The sequence below is a fragment of the Halorubrum sp. FL23 genome, from assembly GCF_052439115.2.
GTDB classification, from domain to species: Archaea; Halobacteriota; Halobacteria; order Halobacteriales; family Haloferacaceae; genus Halorubrum; species Halorubrum persicum.
The window spans coordinates 1-17,282 of the sequence record NZ_JBQVRO020000029.1 but is presented as its reverse complement, the minus strand read 5'-3'; the positions used below and the strand labels follow the sequence as shown (position 1 = coordinate 17,282).

Here is a 17,282-nt window from a genome sequence, read left to right as displayed (position 1 = left end):
ATACGTTCGCTGAGGCGCTCGGTTTCGGCCATAGACACTCTGAAGTCGAGCGCCTCATTCTCTAACTTAACGCGACCTCGAAGGGTCACCCATTGCTTTACGACTGGAGGACAATCGCAATCCCAGCGCCAATCCCCGCGACGAGAAGGCACAATCCGAGCGTCCCGACCGCGTAGATGACCGCGCGTAGTCTGTCGCCCGTCTCCCATAATCGGACGGTTTGCACCGAAAACGAAGAGTACGTCGTAAAGGAACCACACGCCCCAGCACCAACAAAGAGAGCGAGGTCACTACTGACCCCGGCGAACGCGACGAATCCAAGCACGAAACTCCCCACCGCGTTCACGGTGAGCGTCGAAAAAGGGAACCTGTCGTGGACTATCAGCTGGTCAACTGTGTAGCGTAACACCGCGCCGATCGCCCCACCAGTACCGAGGAGATGTGCAGGCTCCATCAGTTACCGCCCTCCGCTGTTGAAGGCATGGTAGTGATAATCCACCGGGCCACCTCACGACCGAACAAGACGGCTACAAATCCCGATGCGTAACTCCCAATGATGTAACCGATCGCGACCAGTGGGTTCGTGGTAAGTGCGTCGACTATAAACGTGCTATAGGTGGTGAACGAGGAAATGAACCCAGTTGCCATCAGCGTCCTGCTGGGGCTTGAAATCGTCCCGCTGAATAGTTCCTCGTAAATGAGGAACCCAAGGACAAAACAACCCAAAATATTGGCCGAAATTGTGGCCGCCATCGAACTGGGAAGGATGAGTTCGACGAAGTACCGGAGGTTCGAACCGGCGAACCCGCCGATACCGACTACAATGATCGATTCTGCGTGTTTGAGAGGGTGTGTTTGAGCCATGGCTGATGTTTGGTAGGAGTCATCAGCCGGAGTGGCGGTTGGGACAGGCGGACTCCATCGCCCGAACAGCCCACAAGGGGGCGTTGGTCTGAGTATCGGAAGTGACGTTGTTAATTTTGTGATTGAAACTTGGTTGGGTACACGGTTAGTACGCACTCTCGATCCAGCGGAAGACTCGTAGCAGTGTGAATTAAAACAAATTATTACTGAATGAATTATTCGTATTCAATATAGCACAGGAAGGTGCCGTAGCTTGAGGATTTTGAACAGAACAGCGGATCTGTGTCGTGCTGATGTATTCGGTGTATTCCATTTATGAGTAGGATACATGTCTATCTTGTTTCTGTACCTTAGACATCTATCTTAGATATATAAGACATACTTCTCACATTGATAACTCAATTAGACAATTACTACAGATGTGTGTCTGACGTACGTTTATGTGGGTAGTGTCTGATCATACCGTATGCTCTCGTACACAGTTTACAGCGAGGCTGGCGGCGTTGGGAAAACGTCGTTGACAGCGAACATCGCCTGTGCGCACGCCCGGGCTGGGCTCGATGTGCTGGTGATCCCGCTAGACCCCCAAGACGGGAACCTCAGCCGACTGTTCGACGTCGACGACGACCGGAGTGACTCATCTGCAGATAGTCTTGTCAGACACCTCGTCGATAACCCAGGTGGTGACTTCGACGATCTGATTCGAACGGCAGAGGGCATCGACATCATTCCGGAACACAACACCCTCTCGGATCTCTCCGACCACTTAGCCCGCGAGAAAAGCCGGGCAGAAGACTTCGGCGATGCGTACAACATCTACGCGCAGCTCCGCCGTGTTCTCGTTGAAAATGATGTGCCAGACCGGTATGACGTCCTCATCTGTGATCCCCCGGCGACGGAGTCAGATCACCTCTATAACGCGATTTATGCGACGAGAAACCTCCTCATTCCGTTTGAGCCGTCAGCGAAGGGAGAGGCGTCCGTTGAAGGCTTAGAGGAACTCGCGACGAACTTTGCGGACGAGTTGAATATCGAAGTCGGCGTCCTCGGAGCGGTCCCAATCGAGTTCAAGGGAACGAAAGATCAAAACGAGATCGTCGAGGACGTGCCCTTCGAAGTTCCCGAGGTGATCGGCGATCGGACGTCGATGATGGAAGGTTGCTGGCGACACCAGTGTAGCGCGTTCGAGTTCGTGCGAACCCACCGGAGTCGACGCCGGGACTACGAGGTTGATACGCTGGCAAAGTTCGATCGAATCGCTCGCTTCCTTGAGACCCAAGGCGGAATTACTGCCCCCGCTCCGCCTGAACCAGGCGCGCTGGAAGATCCTGAGGAGGTGACCGTCTGATGGGGGGATTCAAAGAGGGTACCGTCAACGGGTGGGACGACGAGGAAGCGGACAGCGGTGAGCCGGAAGTCGAAGCAGCTGCTTCGTCTGATGCAGACGCGAACAGCGACGAAGGGCAAACAGCCGAGGTGGCGACAGAGACTGGAGCTGGAAGCGCCGACGAAAGTGGCGGAAACGACACAGCAAGGAGTGAGATCCCCTGGGTGTTACGCCGGAATAGCATCACTGACGGGCGCGAACAGACAGTCCAGCTTCACCTCCAAGAGGAGACGCTGAGCGTCCAGCGGACACAGAAGTCGATTATTGAGAGCCGACTCGGAGAAAGTGTCCGGAAGGCTGATCTCCGCGAGGCAGCGTTACTGGTCGGCCTCCAGCACGCGGACGATGTCGTCGACGTGCTTGAGGAATGGGGGTACGCTCTCGACTAAGGCGGGACCAGTAGCACAGTGACGCGCTCACGGAGGGACAGAGCGATCAACGACGCCGGAAGGGTCGTGTTCACGCGGTACGTTCGGATCAGGTATTCGTTTCAGGAGAATCAGTCAGCGGAAGCACCCCGACGTCTTCAAGGAATCCCACCCAGTGTGGATAGGTACACGTTTCGACGAGCCGGCCGTCCTCGAATTTGTTGAGCTCGAGACCTTCCATCTCAATGGTCTGGTTGGTCGGTTCGACGCCCTTGTATCCGCCTTCGTGGGTTGCCGTCACCGTCCAGCGGACCGTGACAGCGTCACCGCCGTCGCCGACGATGACGTCGTCTACTCTGTACTCCATGTCGGGGAACATCTCTCGTGTAGTGCGAATGAGACTCTTGTAGAGTTCTGGGCCACCCGTCTGGATCTCTCCGCCGCGAGTAAAGACGAACCCATCAGCGACGATCTCATCGATCACCTCGAGATCGCCGTCTGTCCATGCCTCCTCGAAGAGCTGACGCATCCGCCTAGCGTTTGACGAGTCAGTCATCGTCGTATGGTGGTCCCGTGTGTGCGATTGTTAGTATTTGTTCCGCTGAACGCTCAGCAGTTGGTAGGACTACCGCGTTGCATACGGTGAATGGACTGAGAAAATACCGCTGCCGACGTTGGAGGGCTCGCTCGGCTCCTTGTAGGCGTACTCTTCGACATCGTCGACGGCGGCCACCTTGTGTTCATCACCGTGGCCCGTCCAGTCCGAGTGGACGTTCATCATCAGCACGTGGATCACCGCTGGAGCGAACGCCAAGGCATCGGCAACAGGCTCACCGACGGCGATCGTCGGCTGGACACCAGTACCGAACCGTTTTGTGCCGTCGTATCCGTTCGCACCAGAGAGCCACGTCTCCAGTGATAGATCCCTGTTGAGTCAGTACGTCAACGACGTATGGTCGGACACGACACGCCTTCGATCGAGCCGCGTTGATGGTTCCCTCTCGGCGATCTATCACTGACTTTCCCGCTTCGCAAAGACATCAACTCTGTCCGCTCCCACGGAGACGGCGGTTTTCCTCGTCGCCTTACTGCTGTTCACGCTGGGCGCGACCTTGTTCTCGCTTACCTGCCTCGCTGTCGGAACGGGAATCGGACTACTGCGCTATTGGAAAGTGGGTCTGCGGCGGTGGACAGTAGTGCTGTCGTTTCCATCGTTGTACCGGTGTTCCCGCTCCTCGTCGTCGGTATCTGTGCCTCCTCGTTTCAGTGGGGCAGTCGCACGTACGTGTGGCGAAGCAAACTCGACGTAACCGTATCCTCGTGATCCGGACAGTTGCACACACGAAGTCGTTCAGAGAGGGTAAAATGCGGGTTTTACTTTCCAGACAGGATATAAACGTCCAATTCAGAATTTCACAGACAGCGTATGTCCTCCAGTAACCGCAGAGGATTCCTTGCAACGGTGAGTACCGGACTCGCAGTAAGCCTGACGGGGTGTGGGAGTCGTGGGTCTCCCACGACAACAACGTCACAGTCTCCACCCGACACAACAGCCGAGAACAGCGAGACAGACGCGAATTCTAAGTTAGCTCTCCCGTCTGTCGTCACGCATGATGAGTTTCCCGATGGTGAGGTCACACTCAAACCAGACGGGAAAATTGTACTGCTGAACTTCTTTGCGACGTGGTGTCGCCCGTGTCAGGAGGAGATGCCGGATTTCCGCAAGTTGCGGGCCGCATACGACACTGAGACACTTCATATGATCTCGATCACACCGGAAGTGGACGAGACGCTCATCAAGCAGTTTTGGGACGAATACGAAGGCACGTGGCCAGTAGTGAAGGATCCAGGGTTAGTTGCGACTGACCGATGGAACGCGAATAGCTACCCGACGAATCTCGTATTCGACAGTGATGGAACTCCTGCAATTGGGGACGAACCAGCAGTCAGCGCACGGACATTCGAGGAGTTCAACTCCGTGGTTGAGTCGCTACTGGAGGCGTGAGGATGGCTGGACTTGCACTTTCGTCCCTGTTTGGTCTTTCCTTTTCGGCTGGAGCAGCGACCTTCTTCGCCCCGTGTGCCTTTCCGCTACTCCCCGGATACCTCTCGTATTTTCTGAGTGATACTGTATCTGCTGTTGATGGTGGCTCCCCGGCTTCTGCAACAGGGACAAGTACAGTGGTCGCACGGATCCGCCGCCCGCTCACTCGTGCGGTGCTCTTCAGTGCGTTCGCTGGGGCCGGGATGACGGTCGTGTACGGTAGTCTAGCAGGCACAACAGCGTTTCTCGGTGCACAAGCGCTGGCTGAAATCGCACTGATGGAACTCGTCGTTGGAAGCTTCTTCGTTGTCGCCGGGAGCCTGATGGTGGCTGACTGGAAGCCGTCTCAGTCGATCGTCCGACTTCCAGAGCGAAAACGCTCACTCAGCGGGTTCTTCGTCTTCGGTGCGCTGTACGCCGGTGCTGCGGCGGGGTGTACTGCGCCGTTGTTCATCGCCATTATCCTTCAGGGGATGTCTGCAGGTCCGCTACTCGGTGCTGCCAGTGCACTCACCTATGCGGTCGGAATGAGCTCGATGCTTGCCGTATTCACGTGCGTAACGTCCCTCGGTGGCTCGTCGATCACGGCCACGCTCAGATCTCACACCCGGACGATCTATCGGATCGCCGGCGGGCTTCTCGTCTGTTCTGGTGCCGCAGAGATCTACTATTACTTCTACGGTTTCCCGGAGGTGTTGCCTCAGTGAAACGGTCTATCCAGTTGGTGACTGCCTGTGTCGTCTGTCTGCTGCTCGTTGCAGGATGTACTGCACCAACCAACATCTCACAGTCCGCCCCTGAATTGACCGCGGATGATGTGACGGACACGAGCACGTTGACTCAAGCGCATACTGCAACACTTCGATCGCAACCGTTCACCGTCCGATCGACAACAACAATTCGAGATGCTAACAACACATTCACCGCTACGGTCAATCGGTCGTGGCACGTTGATCCGCGGCGGCCAGTACGGGCGCTCGCAACCCGGAATACAACAGCCACCGGCGATGCGCCGAGAAGCTATCGGCAGGCTCCAGAACGAATCTCAGCGTGGCGACACGGAAACGAGACGACCGTTCGTGTCGAATCAGGTACGGAGGTCCAAACCCGGCAAGTCCAGCTACTCAACACCTCGGTTAGACTCAATAGGGCGCTCCATCGGCAACTCATCTACAGATACAGTACCCGGCAGAACACAACAGTCGAGTCGTTCACCCGAGACGGGACCCAATTCCACCGTGTGACGGCGGATCTGAACGACACGCACGTCGCTTCAAATGCGTCGATGACACTACTTGTGAATCAGCGGGGATACGTCCAGCAGATCAAGACGAAACAAACGGTCGCGTACCGCTCTGGACCACGGGTAATCACGGAAAGAGTCCGGTTCAGCCGGACCGGTAACACCAGTGTGGAGTCACCACCGTGGGTCGAGGCCGGTGTCTAAACGCTTGACAGTAAGCTAACCCACGGCTACAGCCGTGGGCTTTCAGCGTTGACTCCCGCTCTGGCCGGTTTCCCGGCAGGAGTGTCATATTCTCCGTTCGCGTTCAGCGTCCCGCTGTTCAAGCGCACGCCGGCGGAAACCTCAGCGGGTTTGCTGCATACAGAGGATGAGTTCACCGGCTCTGTTGAAACCCTCAGAAAGTAACATTTCCTGACTCAGTTGTGGTCAGTATAAACAAACTATTTGTCACCTGAGTAACGGAGACGTAATATGCCCGGTCGCCCTTCACAGTCAAAACCGTTACAGTACGTCGGCGCACTTGTTGCTCTCATCGCTATCGTTGGATACGTCGTCTTTGGCTGGAGATTCGGAGAGTCCGACGAGATCGCTCCCTTTGTCATCGGGGTTGTCTGCGTTATCCTCGCAGTGGGGTGGACGCTTTATCAGCGTCGCTGATGCCATCTCCCCGACCAAGAGAGACACAGCTCTAATCGACTGGCTGTTTCAGACGATAATATGTCTGAATAATAGGATTTCAACAGAGCCAGTTCACCAGAACAGACTGGACCTGTCAACCGGCTCACTCCATGGATTCGACACCGAGAATCTCGAAGCGAGCACCACCCGTCTCGCTCTCGGTCACCTGAATCGTCCACCCATGCGCAGTGACCATCTCGGCGACGATAGCGAGCCCAAACCCGGTACCCTCCTTGCGAGTTGTATATTCTGGCTCGAACACGGAATCCCGGTCTTCTTCGGGGATACCAGGCCCGTCGTCGGACACGTAGAATCCCGGTCGATCGGGAAGCGCTCCAACGGTGACCGTCACGTCCGGGTCGCCGTGGTCGAGTGCGTTCCGAAACAGATTTTCCAACAGTCGTTGGACTCGTACCGGGTCGGCTTTGAATGTCATGTCGTCATCAACCCGCAATTCGGCAGTGTCCGTTTCGACCATCTCCCAGCTCTTATTCGCGATCGACGAGAGTAACACGGCGTCCCACTGCTCGACCGGTTGTCCCTCACGGGCAAGCGTGAGTATCTGGTCGATCAGATCGTCCATCCGGTCCAATGCTCGCTCGACGGCCGCTACGTTGTCATTCTCTTCCGACAATGCCATCTCTTCGCGAAGTAACTCGAACCGCCCTGTGGCCACGCTGAGTGGATTGCGGAGGTCGTGGCTCACTAAACTGGCGAACTGTTCGAGGCGTTCATTCTGCCGCTCTAACTCCTCGCGGTATCGCTCACGGTCGGTCACATCCGTGAGCACGATAGTTCGACCGAGACCCGATGTGACCGTCCCATAGGGGGTCTCCGTCACACGGTAATACCGCGTAGAGCCCTCCTGCTGGATCTTCAGAATGGTCGTATCGCTGTCGAGGCAGTCGGCTATCCGCGGCAGTGTTGTCTCCAGAGAGAGACGCTCTGCTCCGTCGAGCTCGGGGAACAGGGTCCGCGCAGCACGATTCGTGTCCCGGATGTAATTGTCCGCGTCAAGTGCGATGACTGGTGTGTCCCGTTCGGCGGCCAGTTGGATGGCCTCGAACTGGTCGATGTAGATGAACGCAACACCAACGGCGAAGACGGCGACCCCCAGCGGCTCGTACGTGATGTCGATGAGGTAGGGCGTGGTGTACCCGACAAGATCCAACACGACGGGGAGGCCAGTGATTCCGACGAGACCGAAGAGCGCCCGTGTGTCGAGGTCGATCTGCGTGAACAGTTCCAGGAGCATGAAGTAGCCAACGAAGGCGAGAGCGTACGAGAGCCCCATCGCGGTCCAGTGGAGTGCCCCCGTGTACACGGACAGATGGGGGAACGGGGTAGCGACGGCTGTCGTTGTGAAGTATTCGTGGTGGAGGGGGTTGGTGATCTTCACCGCGACGAGTGCGACGTAGACGGCGATAGCGAGGCGACGATATGTTGGGTTTCGGTGGTAGGTACGGCCGGTGTATGCAGAACAGAAGTAGAGCCATGCCCCGACTGCCGCGAGACCTAGCACCAGTCCGAGGGTGTACCACCCGAGTTTGAGTGCTGTTGTCGGGGAGACCAGAAAACCGACGTGAGCAGCCGCCCACCCGCCACTCGTCAATAGGAGGGCCCACAAGCCTCGTCGCGTGTCTGCGTCGGTGATATGATGAAGTCGTGTGACGCTCACAAAACAGGCGAGTGCGGCCAGCAAAAACACACCAACATAGAGCAAGAAGAGCGAAGATGCTGGTAAGACCGCCATAGCGGATGTATTAGAGCCGTGAATATCACTCTGGCGTCATCGATGTGCTTGGTCTTGATACCCTGCGAGAGACGCACCCTGTATGCAGCACGGGACTTCTGGCAGTTACGCGGAGTCGTCGACGAGGAGAGGGTGCCGCCGATCTCAATCCGCTTTCGGAAGTGTAACGGTGAACACTGCGCCCTCCGGCTCGTTGTCCTCGACCTGAACCTCACCGCCGTACTGATCGACGAGCGTCTGTACTAGATAGAGACCGATGCCCGTGCCACTGCTTTCGAGACTCCGCTCGCCTTTCCCGAAGATCTGCTCGCGTTGGTCTTCAGGAATCCCCGGTCCGTTATCGGCGACTTCCATGTACACGTCGTCGTCTCGTTCCTCGGCAGTGACCTCGACTATCGGCGTGTCCTTGTCGTTGTGCTGGACGGCGTTGTTCAAGAGGTTCCGAAACACCGAGGAGAGCATCTCATTCGCCCGAACGTCGACATCTGGAATCGGTTCGTCGATGCTGATCTCTGCATCCGCGTGCGCCTCTCGACGAAGGGCGATTTCGGTCGTTAGTACCTGCCGTAACCCCATTGGTTTGATGTCGACCTCCTCGTCGCTCGTCAGCGTCTCGACGTAGTCACGGGCGATCTCTGTGAGCTCGACAATGTGTTCACCGCTCGTGAGAATCTTCTCGAGGTGCTCCGCTCCCGCGTCGTCGACGTGGTCTTCGAGCAGTTCGCCCCACCCGAGCATGACCGCCATGCCGTTGCGGATGTCGTGGCGAACGACGCGGTTCAGCATCTCCAGTTCCTCGTTGATCTGCTCCAACTCGTCTTCGTACCGCTGCCGCTCGGTTACGTCCCGGACCGACGCGAGGTCGGCCGACGCGCCCTCATACCGGATGGCGGCGGCACTGACTTCCGCGACTCGCTCGCGTCCGTCCTTGGTCTCGAAGGTCACAGTATACCGCGAGGGGGGCAAGTCGGCGTCCGGATCAAGTCGTCGTTCGTATCGGTCCCGGAGGAGTTGTCGGTCCTCCGGCGCGATGATATCAGCGAACGTCATCCCCAGGAGTTCTGCTTCGTCGTAGCCGGTGATGTCCGCCAGCCGAGAGTTGACGAAGACGAACTCGTGGTTCTGCACGATCACGACGCCGTCGTGGCTCTGCTCGACCAGAGTCGCGTATTTTTCGCGCTCCTCTTCGAGTTCCTGTTCGTGTCGCTTTCGCTCGGTGATATCGACGAACGACGACATCAGCGCGATCGGTTCGCCCTCCTCATCGGTCACATAGCTTACCGAACAGTAGGCTTCAAAGGTGGTGCCGTCGTCGCGAACTGCTCGGAGTTCGCCTTCCCAACTCCCCGTCTCTTGAATCGGCTGGGCAACGTTCGCAGCGGCCTCGGGGTCGGCCCAGAAGTCAGTGACTGATCGCCCGACGACATCCGCTGCCTCTTCGTATCCCCACATCTCACAGAGGGCGGGGTTCACGGAACGCAACTCGCCATCTAAATTCGCGATCGCGATGCCGCTCAGGGCGGATTTACAGGCGTACTCGTAGATCTGGAGTTCCCGCTCGCGTTCCTTGCGTTCGGTAATGTCCTGAAAGACGCCTCGAACGAGTTCCGTCTCCCCGTGTTTGTCCAGGCCGACTTCGCCCCATGTATGGATGGCCCGGATCGTGCCGTCGGGACGGACGATGCGCAATTCGAGGTCGAACTCTTCTCCGGCCTCGATTGCACGGGTGACTGCAGCGGAGATCTCGTCGCGATCGTCGGGGTGATAGAAGTCGATCGCGTCCGCTAAGGTCGGTTCGTAGTCATCATCAACCCCGTGGATGCGACGGATGCCGTCGGACCAAGTGAGATCATCCGTCTGGGGATCGTACTCCCAGACACCGACGTCGGCGATGTCCTGGACACGGCCGAACAGGAACTCCTGTCGTTCGAGTTCCCGCTCGCGCTCTTTGCGCTCGGTGATGTCGCGGAATGCCCACAGGCGACCGTAGTTGCTGCCGGCGTCACCGATGACGGGAGCCGAATAGCGGTCGAAGACCCGACCGTCCGTGAGCTGGACTTCATCGCGACTCGTTTCTTCGGGGCGTTCGTAGAGGTCTTCGACCAACTCCATGAACGCGTCCGAGTCTGCGAGTTTGTGCTCGACGACCCAGTCCAACAACGCTTCGTCCGATTCCGTCTCGACCACCTCTTCGGGAATCTCCCACATCTCCCCGAACCGATCGTTGTAGGAGACGATCGAGCGGTCCTCGTCGACGACGAGTAGCCCGTCGATCGTCGTCTCCATCTGGGCCTCCAGCAGCGAGGACTGGTACTCGAGTTGTTCCTGGGACTCCTTTCGCTGCGTTACGTCTGTGATGAACCCCTCGAGTGCGACGGCCTCGCCGTCTTCGAACACGCCCTGGCCCTGCTCCCAGACCCACCGCTCCGCGCCATCAGCAGTCCGGATACGATATTCGACGCGGAACGGCTCTCGCGCCTCCAGAGCATCTTGGATAGAGTCCCAGACTCGGTCATGGTCGTCCGGATGCATGATGTCTCGACCGTAACTGACGTTGCCGTCGAAGAGGTCCGACGGCTCGTATCCCGTGAGTTCGGTACAGCCATCGCTGACGAAGAGCATCGGCCAGCTACGCTCGTTTCGACAGCGATAGGCTATCCCCGGAACGTTGCTGAGCAGCGTCCGGAAGCGTCGCTGAGTTTCCTCGAGGCGGTATTCCGCTCTGGTCTGGTTGACTGCGTTTTCGACACGGTTGGCCAGGACCGTGTACTGGTCAGCGCCGGACTTCTTTTGGAGGTAATCGGTGACGCCGGCCGAAATGGCGTCACCCGCGACTTCCTCGCTGCCCTTCCCGGTGAATAGGATGAACGGCAGGTCGGGGTGCGTTTCGCGCACCGCTTTCAGAAATTCCAGGCCATCCATGCCGGGCATCTCGTAATCGCTGACGATGCAATCAACCTCCGCTTCGGAAAGTCGCTCAAGCCCTTCACTCGCACTGGGTGCCGTTTCAACATCGAACCGCTCATTATCCCTTTCGAGGAACTGGGCAGCCATCTCGGCGAAGTCAACGTGGTCATCAACGTGAAGAATAGAAATAGGCTCTTTGTTACCCGGCGGTCTCGAGGAAGTAGTATTCCCGCCATCGGGGGCGACCATGCTCGAATAATAATTCGAAGTGGCATATAAATCTGGAGGGCGATCGAGCGGTAGTGTTCAGATAAGCTGATTCCATGCGAACGCGAACGATCTAAGCCACTTATCAGCAGTTTCTGCTTTGGCGTTGCTGAAACAGTTTGAGAAACTGGTTGTTCTGCGTTTTACCTCACGAAAAATACGTTCGATGCTGTTCCGATTTCCATGTCGTTCGTATCTGAAATCGAGGTCGTGTTTGTCACAAGCTCGGTGAAGTGGAACCGCTCCATCAACGAAAAAGATCGCGTCATCTACATCGTGTTTTTCGCGGAGTTCCGCGAAAAACTGACCTGCGATCATGTTCGTTCTTGTCGGTTCAAGCTTTGTATGGAGCAAATCGTTTGAATTGGGATCGACAGCGGCGTACAGCCAATATTGCTCATCCTCAAGTTGAATCACTGTTTCATCGACCGCAACGTGATTCGGGCACCGACCAGATTCCGGCTGTAAATCGGCCTTGTGAACCCAGTTATGAACGGTAGATCGAACCCGATCAACACCAAATACCTCAAGAAACAAAACAGTATTCGAAAGCGACAATCCTGCTAAATGAAGCTGAATACTGAGCTTCATCAACAGCTTCGGTGTTGCCTCTCGCTCCACAAACTCTAAGTTGATCTCGTCTAAACAGCCGCTGAGGCGGTCGTTTTCGGGCATAAATCACTTTGAAAACGTACCGCCTCACTTTTCAATTCTTATCTGAACACCGCCTTCACAGCCGAGCTCACGGTTTTACCCATCGAGCGCTGATTGTAGCGGGTATCATCGATTCTGGCGTTGTGTGCGTGGTCGTACGGAGCGAAGATACGGTGCTTGGCCAGCGGTCTGATGCCGAGATCGCGTAATCCTTTGCGGAGCGATTGTTTGTCAGAGCCTTTATCGGCCGCGAGAGACCGCAGATCGACCGCGTTCCGGCGGGCGATCTGCTCAGCAAGGTCTGCGTCGCTTCCTTCCCGGTTCGTTGAGCAGTGTTCGTCAAGGACGGCTTGAGACGCTGTATCGAAGAGCTTCGTGACTTTCAGCTTCTGAACACGGTAGCTGATTCGCTGGCAGTAGTGGCGGCTGGCTGGTGAGCGGTCGTAGAACGTGGCGTCGATCGCGGCGTGTTCAGAGAGGTCGTGCAGCTGCGTCGACTGGCGCAGCAGCACTCGACAGACGCTCATGCGGATCCGGTCGAACGCCTTACACAACATGGGCGGCGCAGGAAGATCGGCCGCGTTGAGGCCGGAATCTCCGGTTATTTGCGGCATCTCTTTGAGTAAGTCGATTGTCATGCGGTAGGGTGAATCGAGGTAAATCCGCAGACAATGGAGGAAACAAGCACACAGTCGGCGAATCCGACGCCACCTCTCAACACTGTCTTCGAGTCCACGACGGTCACGCTCGCGTTCGGCGAACGCTGTTGCCATCTGACTGCGACCAGCATTCTGTACACAAACGAATCCTAGAGTAACCGGCAAACTATCACTCATAAACAGCAGAATCGATGCCGTCGACTTGAGAACATATAGTGATGTGTATACGTCCCAATAGCTCAACACGGGTCTGAGAGTACTTCTCAGATAGCCTATCAAGAGCCGTTGTGCCTGAAGTAACAGCTATACCGATCCCACTCGCTTGTGGAGGTGTGACTGAATCCGATGAGCGGACGGACCACCAGGTCGCGTTCGTGTGCGTCCAAAACGCAGGACGGAGCCAAATGGCGGCGGCGTTCGCTGAGCGCGAGCGCGACCGTCGCGGTGTGGGCGATCAGATTACGATCGTGACCGGTGGCACACAGCCCGCGGACCACGTCCACGAGATTGTCGTCGAAGCAATGAGAGAGCGAGACATCGATCTCAGCGACCGAACGCCGCGAGAGGTGACGCCGGACGAGCTACAGGCGGTCGATCTCGTCGTCACGATGGGGTGTTCGGCATCGGACGTGTGCCCGGCGACGTGGAACGGCGAGAATCGCGATTGGGGGCTCGACGATCCCCACGAGCGTCCGATCGAGCAGGTTCGTGAGATCCGTGACGAGATCAAAGAACGTGTCGTCTCGCTGTTCGACGAACTCCTGTCGCAGACGCTGTCCGCGGAGTGACGATTGGCAGGGTCGTCAGCCGGAACGACCTCTGTGACCTCCGCTAACAGCAGCCGTCGTCGTCGGCGCCGCAGACGCTCCCATAGTCGACACCGGTCTCGTCGCCGACCGCCTCGTTACACTGCATCACTATGGTAGTGAACGCGAACTCCGAGGAGGACTCTTGCTGTATATCTCCCCTGATGTACATTTTAGCAACGCGGGTTCACTCTCTCTGCTCCGAGAAATGTAACACTTTCAAGCGCTAGTCCCATTATCGAGGCGGTCAATTCGGTCCCCGAGCGCGACGTTCACCGAGAGCGGGTTCGGTATACGCCGCCGTGACGGCTCCATCGCATGAATCTCGGCGTATCTTTCGAGCGCTTCGGCAACCGTGGATGCGCCGACTCGCTTGGCTGCATACTCGTCTGCCATCCGGATCCCACGACGGGAGGCCCAGAACCCGACGAGTAGCACCACGAACGATGTGCCGAGAAGGAGCCATCGTGGACCCATAGTAACTGAGGCGATCAACGCGATCCCGGCGGTGAGGACTGTACTCACTCGGATTTCGAATACGTGCGATCGCAGCTGGCCAGCCTCGATCGCCAGCAGGGCCGTCGCAATCTTGTCATCAAAGGCGTTCAGGAACGTGCTTGTGACGAATAGACGTCGGTACCCGGGAGGACCACGGGCGAGGGTGTTGGCTGTCTCCTCGTCATCGGTGTCGAGAACGAGAACATCTCGAACGTCGAGACCAGCGTGGGTGCGAAGCGTCGAGAGTCGCTCGGCCGACTCACCAGTCGGTTCACTCGTCTCACGCAGGAGGGGAACGATCCACGGGGAAGCGTAGAGGACGATGACTCCCATGAGAGCTAGACCGATCGTAAACCCGAGCGGTGAGGCGCCAAATGAGACGACCTTCAGGGGTGCGATTATCACCGCAACGAACCCACTCAATCCGATGGTATAGCGGGCCATTTTCATAAGTGTAGACCGTGTCGACAGTTCGATGTCGCGAACGTCGCGAACACCACGCACTGTGGGTGCATAAGCGGCGATCCAGACGAATCCCGCAGCGAGGAATTCAACGAAGCTGGTGAGGATCGGTTCGAGGATATCTGGAACGCTCGGGACGCTCCCCACGAGCGCGGGGCCGAACCCGAGTAGTGTCAGAAGACCATAGGCGAGGAGCGTCACCGGAAACAGCACCCCGGCATACAGGAGACGATACTTCCCGACGGGATTTGACAGTCGACGCACGATAGCACTTCCCACTGCCCCGGCGATCACTCCGAGCAGGACGAGTCCGAAGAGCGCAGCGACGGCTGGCCCGAGCTGGGGCGGGGACGCTTGGAGGGAGACCATACGAACACGATTCTTTGAAACTAACAAAATCGTGTCGAACTCTAGGGAGGTGAGAACGGCTCTCCGAGGCATCCGCTTTTTTATTTGGATCGAAGGGCGGGAGTTCCTGTTCCCAGCCCTTCTCGGCGTAGTTGTCGTCAGGTGCTGACTCGAAGAATTGAACGAGTGAATCGAGCGATTCGAGCCGTCGCTTGAGTTCACTGGCCCGGCTTGGGTCGACGTAATAGACGTTGTCTGCTCGTTCGATAAGCCCGTGCTCAAAGAGACGAGCCATCGTGCTCGAGGTGGCGGTCTTGCTGAGGGCTGTTCGATCTGCGATTTCGCGTGGGGTGAAGCCGTATTCGCGGTGTGCGACAAGGAAGCTGAGAGCGCAGTGCTCGTTCGTGTCCGGCTTGATCGGGAACTGATCGTCACTCGTGAGTTCGTCAACCGGCACGGGCATCCGTACCATTCCGTGTCACTGGATGACAGTACGGCCGGGACGCTCTTTGTTCTCGACCCTGGCCGAAGTTCCTCACACCCTCCGCATCCTCTAGTGGGATTCCTGCGTCTTTAGGCGCGGGAGGAGGTCAATAACGCTAGCTCTGTTGAAACGGATAATGAGACCAAGTCAGCCACCGGCCGGCGGTGTCCGGCCGGAACAGTGAAGAGATCGAGGAGAGTTATCCCGCGTATCCGATTCTCGAGCTAAAACCGTCGTTTACCGTGCTAGAACGGATGCATAGCGCTCCCTGATCAGCTACTCGTGGCTTTCGTGTACCGAACCATCGACCTCTGAGAGCGCTTCGGTGGCAACATCGCCGAGTTCGCCGGCCTCGATGTGTGAGTACCGCTCACGCACCATTTCCTCCGAGTTATCGAGATATCGAGCCGCGATGGTATACCCAAAGGCTCGAACGAGAACTTCTCCCATCCCACGACGACCACCGTGCGGGGCGAGATAGTTGTGTTTTGGATGGTCGATATCGATCTCTGCGGTTTCTGAGAGTCGCTGAAGAATCGACCGTGCGCCGTCCGTCGTGATCGACGGCGGCCGGAGGTCCTCATCGAGCGCCAGCAGCAGGTCGCGAGCGTACTCCTCACGTCGTTCACCGATTGCTTCTGGGCGTTCCCCTCGTTCGGCTAGCTCTTCCTGGACGAGTTCTGCGAGCGTCCGTGGGTCGAACGTCGGAAACACCGGCCAGCGGTCCGTCGGTGGGTCCATCAGCTTTCGGTAGCTTCGCAGCGGAGAAATCACTGGATCGGGGAGACTGGCGGCGTCCCACTGCTGTTTCTTCCGATAGACATCCATACTCCCGTCCTCAAGGGAGAGGTCCTCCCAGCGAACGCCACGCCGGCGCGGGTCATTTGGATCTCGGAGTAGTTCGCCAACACGCACGGCAGTGTACGCGAGGACAAAGACGAGTGCTCGGTCACGAGCCGCCTTCAGCGCCGCGTAGCGCGCTCGCTGTTTATCGAGGGGAGTCAGTTCCTCCGGGAGTGTCGTGTACGCCTCGACGGCGTCGCGGGCCTGTTCGTCGACGTAACGGGTGAGGGCGTGGCGCTGTTCGGACGTCCACGCCTGCTGGTCGCCGGGCTTGCGGCCGTCGTCTGCCGGCAGCGGCGCCATCGCACTCGCCCGCTGCGCGTAGTGGGCCTCGAGATAGCCCTCGTTGACACACCACCCGCACCACGCAGAGATATAGCGGTAATAGGTTTGTACCGTGTTCTGCTTGAGTCCCCGGTCTCCAGCGAGATGCCGGGCGTATTCGCGGAACACGCGTTCGTTGAGGTCCTCGAAGGTCGGCTCCCGGTCGGCGTCGTCAGGGACGATCCCGGTCCAGTCGTCGTCGCCGCGGTCGCCGGCGGTCCACTCAGCGAACCGGTCGAGCTCGCGGGCTGCGTTTCGTCGATAGTTTCCGCCGTCGCCGCCGCGGCCTTTCCCCTTGTCCTGGAGGTAGCGCTCGAAGCGGTCGTCGAGCGGCGTCGAAAGCGCTCGATCAGGCATCCACCGGCCCTCCACCCTCCTGCGGGCCCGCTCTCGGTGCCTCTACCCCGGGGGAAGCGACGTCGTGAGGCGGTTGCAGCATTCGTGCTTCACTGACGGCGTCGGGGTACTTCAAAGTGGTCGTGATTACCAGCATAATCAGGACCACTTGTTGTATTCGGCCCATCGAGAGATATTGGACATCTGGGGCCTCTTACCACCGAAATTCCGAATTATAGCATATTGTATATCGTATATCGCTATACGAAATTCCAGGCGTGGAGTTGCGAATACCATCAATCCTATGCACGGGTCGGCGGCTGAACGCGGCGTGACTAGCGGATCAAGAACCGA

15 protein-coding genes, 4 pseudogenes and 1 riboswitch are annotated in these 17,282 nt (G+C 57.7%); of the genes and pseudogenes, 6 read left to right on the top strand and 13 right to left on the bottom strand.

Annotated elements, in window-relative coordinates; genetic code table 11:
- Positions 1–97: 97 nt before the first annotated feature.
- Positions 98–454, bottom strand: coding sequence for a fluoride efflux transporter CrcB (gene crcB, locus ACT4MF_RS18055; RefSeq protein ID WP_444683658.1), 357 nt, complete (start codon positions 452–454; stop codon positions 98–100).
- Positions 454–864 carry a fluoride efflux transporter FluC gene (locus ACT4MF_RS18050; RefSeq protein ID WP_444683659.1) on the bottom strand — a complete coding sequence of 137 codons (411 nt, stop codon included), beginning with the start codon at positions 862–864 and terminating at the stop codon, positions 454–456. Before ACT4MF_RS18050 ends, crcB begins: the two co-directional genes overlap by 1 nt.
- 6 nt (positions 865–870) lie before the next feature.
- Positions 871–935: riboswitch (Fluoride riboswitch) on the bottom strand.
- A gap of 395 nt (positions 936–1,330) precedes the next feature.
- Between ACT4MF_RS18050 and ACT4MF_RS18045 the strand changes: the two genes are divergently transcribed.
- Positions 1,331–2,212 (top strand): ParA family protein, encoded by an 882-nt coding sequence (locus tag ACT4MF_RS18045; RefSeq protein ID WP_099256101.1) that lies wholly within the window; start codon positions 1,331–1,333, stop codon positions 2,210–2,212.
- Positions 2,212–2,640 carry a DUF7970 domain-containing protein gene (locus ACT4MF_RS18040; protein WP_444683660.1) on the top strand — a complete coding sequence of 143 codons (429 nt, stop codon included), beginning with the start codon at positions 2,212–2,214 and terminating at the stop codon, positions 2,638–2,640. The genes ACT4MF_RS18045 and ACT4MF_RS18040 overlap by 1 nt, the downstream gene beginning before the upstream one ends.
- A gap of 88 nt (positions 2,641–2,728) precedes the next feature.
- Here ACT4MF_RS18040 and ACT4MF_RS18035 read toward each other — a convergent pair whose 3' ends face one another.
- Positions 2,729–3,175: an ester cyclase gene (locus ACT4MF_RS18035; protein WP_444683661.1), complete on the bottom strand. Its 447-nt coding sequence runs from the start codon at positions 3,173–3,175 to the stop codon at positions 2,729–2,731.
- Positions 3,176–3,244: 69 nt separating this feature from the next.
- Positions 3,245–3,400 (bottom strand): hypothetical protein, encoded by a 156-nt coding sequence (locus ACT4MF_RS18030; RefSeq protein ID WP_444683662.1) that lies wholly within the window; start codon positions 3,398–3,400, stop codon positions 3,245–3,247.
- Between the two features lie 645 nt (positions 3,401–4,045).
- Here ACT4MF_RS18030 and ACT4MF_RS18025 point away from each other — a divergent pair.
- Complete coding sequence (locus tag ACT4MF_RS18025) at positions 4,046–4,624, top strand: TlpA family protein disulfide reductase (protein ID WP_099256104.1); 579 nt, start codon at positions 4,046–4,048, stop codon at positions 4,622–4,624.
- Between the two features lie 2 nt (positions 4,625–4,626).
- Positions 4,627–5,370 carry a cytochrome c biogenesis CcdA family protein gene (locus ACT4MF_RS18020; RefSeq protein ID WP_444683663.1) on the top strand — a complete coding sequence of 248 codons (744 nt, stop codon included), beginning with the start codon at positions 4,627–4,629 and terminating at the stop codon, positions 5,368–5,370.
- 766 nt (positions 5,371–6,136) lie between these two features.
- On the opposite strand, the pseudogene ACT4MF_RS18015 reads toward ACT4MF_RS18020, so the two are convergent.
- A pseudogene (locus ACT4MF_RS18015) lies at positions 6,137–6,241 on the bottom strand (RNA-guided endonuclease InsQ/TnpB family protein); the annotation flags it as partial.
- Positions 6,242–6,380: 139 nt separating this feature from the next.
- Here ACT4MF_RS18015 and ACT4MF_RS18010 point away from each other — a divergent pair.
- Positions 6,381–6,566, top strand: coding sequence for a multidrug transporter (locus ACT4MF_RS18010; protein WP_512053327.1), 186 nt, complete (start codon positions 6,381–6,383; stop codon positions 6,564–6,566).
- A gap of 124 nt (positions 6,567–6,690) precedes the next feature.
- Here ACT4MF_RS18010 and ACT4MF_RS18005 read toward each other — a convergent pair whose 3' ends face one another.
- The 4 genes and pseudogenes from ACT4MF_RS18005 to ACT4MF_RS17990 form a co-directional block, all read right to left on the bottom strand.
- Entirely contained in the window at positions 6,691–8,340 is a 1,650-nt protein-coding gene (locus tag ACT4MF_RS18005; protein WP_444683665.1) for a sensor histidine kinase, read from the bottom strand.
- A 144-nt stretch (positions 8,341–8,484) separates the two neighbouring features.
- Positions 8,485–11,496, bottom strand: a complete 3,012-nt coding sequence (locus tag ACT4MF_RS18000) for a PAS domain-containing sensor histidine kinase (RefSeq protein WP_444683666.1) — start codon at positions 11,494–11,496, stop codon at positions 8,485–8,487.
- A gap of 57 nt (positions 11,497–11,553) precedes the next feature.
- Positions 11,554–12,189, bottom strand: a complete 636-nt coding sequence (locus tag ACT4MF_RS17995) for an IS6 family transposase (protein ID WP_444683667.1) — start codon at positions 12,187–12,189, stop codon at positions 11,554–11,556.
- A 53-nt stretch (positions 12,190–12,242) separates the two neighbouring features.
- Positions 12,243–12,880 (bottom strand): annotated as a pseudogene (locus tag ACT4MF_RS17990) (IS5 family transposase); the annotation flags it as partial.
- A 321-nt stretch (positions 12,881–13,201) separates the two neighbouring features.
- Between ACT4MF_RS17990 and ACT4MF_RS17985 the strand changes: the two are divergent.
- Positions 13,202–13,615: an arsenate-mycothiol transferase ArsC gene (locus ACT4MF_RS17985; RefSeq protein WP_444683671.1), complete on the top strand. Its 414-nt coding sequence runs from the start codon at positions 13,202–13,204 to the stop codon at positions 13,613–13,615.
- Positions 13,616–13,658: 43 nt separating this feature from the next.
- On the opposite strand, the pseudogene hcsS reads toward ACT4MF_RS17985, so the two are convergent.
- From hcsS to ACT4MF_RS17965, 4 genes and pseudogenes are all read right to left on the bottom strand, one after another.
- Positions 13,659–13,781, bottom strand: a pseudogene (hcsS, locus tag ACT4MF_RS17980) (halo-CC-star protein HcsS); the annotation flags it as partial.
- Positions 13,782–13,852: 71 nt separating this feature from the next.
- Positions 13,853–14,962 carry a peptidase gene (locus ACT4MF_RS17975; RefSeq protein WP_444683668.1) on the bottom strand — a complete coding sequence of 370 codons (1,110 nt, stop codon included), beginning with the start codon at positions 14,960–14,962 and terminating at the stop codon, positions 13,853–13,855.
- A gap of 244 nt (positions 14,963–15,206) precedes the next feature.
- Positions 15,207–15,404 (bottom strand): annotated as a pseudogene (locus ACT4MF_RS17970) (MarR family transcriptional regulator); the annotation flags it as partial.
- Between the two features lie 297 nt (positions 15,405–15,701).
- Positions 15,702–16,949 (bottom strand): tyrosine-type recombinase/integrase, encoded by a 1,248-nt coding sequence (locus ACT4MF_RS17965; RefSeq protein ID WP_444683669.1) that lies wholly within the window; start codon positions 16,947–16,949, stop codon positions 15,702–15,704.
- Positions 16,950–17,282 lie beyond the last annotated feature (333 nt).

Excerpts from the sequence above, each read along its gene's own strand:
- crcB (WP_444683658.1), bottom strand. The coding sequence starts at position 454 with ATGGAGCCTGCACATCTCCTCGGTACTGGTGGGGCGATCGGCGCGGTG.
- ACT4MF_RS18050 (WP_444683659.1), bottom strand. The coding sequence starts at position 864 with ATGGCTCAAACACACCCTCTCAAACACGCAGAATCGATCATTGTAGTC.
- ACT4MF_RS18045 (WP_099256101.1), top strand. The coding sequence starts at position 1,331 with ATGCTCTCGTACACAGTTTACAGCGAGGCTGGCGGCGTTGGGAAAACG.
- ACT4MF_RS18040 (WP_444683660.1), top strand. The coding sequence starts at position 2,212 with ATGGGGGGATTCAAAGAGGGTACCGTCAACGGGTGGGACGACGAGGAA.
- ACT4MF_RS18035 (WP_444683661.1), bottom strand. The coding sequence starts at position 3,175 with ATGACTGACTCGTCAAACGCTAGGCGGATGCGTCAGCTCTTCGAGGAG.
- ACT4MF_RS18030 (WP_444683662.1), bottom strand. The coding sequence starts at position 3,400 with ATGATGAACGTCCACTCGGACTGGACGGGCCACGGTGATGAACACAAG.
- ACT4MF_RS18025 (WP_099256104.1), top strand. The coding sequence starts at position 4,046 with ATGTCCTCCAGTAACCGCAGAGGATTCCTTGCAACGGTGAGTACCGGA.
- ACT4MF_RS18020 (WP_444683663.1), top strand. The coding sequence starts at position 4,627 with ATGGCTGGACTTGCACTTTCGTCCCTGTTTGGTCTTTCCTTTTCGGCT.
- ACT4MF_RS18010 (WP_512053327.1), top strand. The coding sequence starts at position 6,381 with ATGCCCGGTCGCCCTTCACAGTCAAAACCGTTACAGTACGTCGGCGCA.
- ACT4MF_RS18005 (WP_444683665.1), bottom strand. The coding sequence starts at position 8,340 with ATGGCGGTCTTACCAGCATCTTCGCTCTTCTTGCTCTATGTTGGTGTG.
- ACT4MF_RS18000 (WP_444683666.1), bottom strand. The coding sequence starts at position 11,496 with ATGGTCGCCCCCGATGGCGGGAATACTACTTCCTCGAGACCGCCGGGT.
- ACT4MF_RS17995 (WP_444683667.1), bottom strand. The coding sequence starts at position 12,189 with ATGCCCGAAAACGACCGCCTCAGCGGCTGTTTAGACGAGATCAACTTA.
- ACT4MF_RS17975 (WP_444683668.1), bottom strand. The coding sequence starts at position 14,962 with ATGGTCTCCCTCCAAGCGTCCCCGCCCCAGCTCGGGCCAGCCGTCGCT.
- ACT4MF_RS17965 (WP_444683669.1), bottom strand. The coding sequence starts at position 16,949 with ATGCCTGATCGAGCGCTTTCGACGCCGCTCGACGACCGCTTCGAGCGC.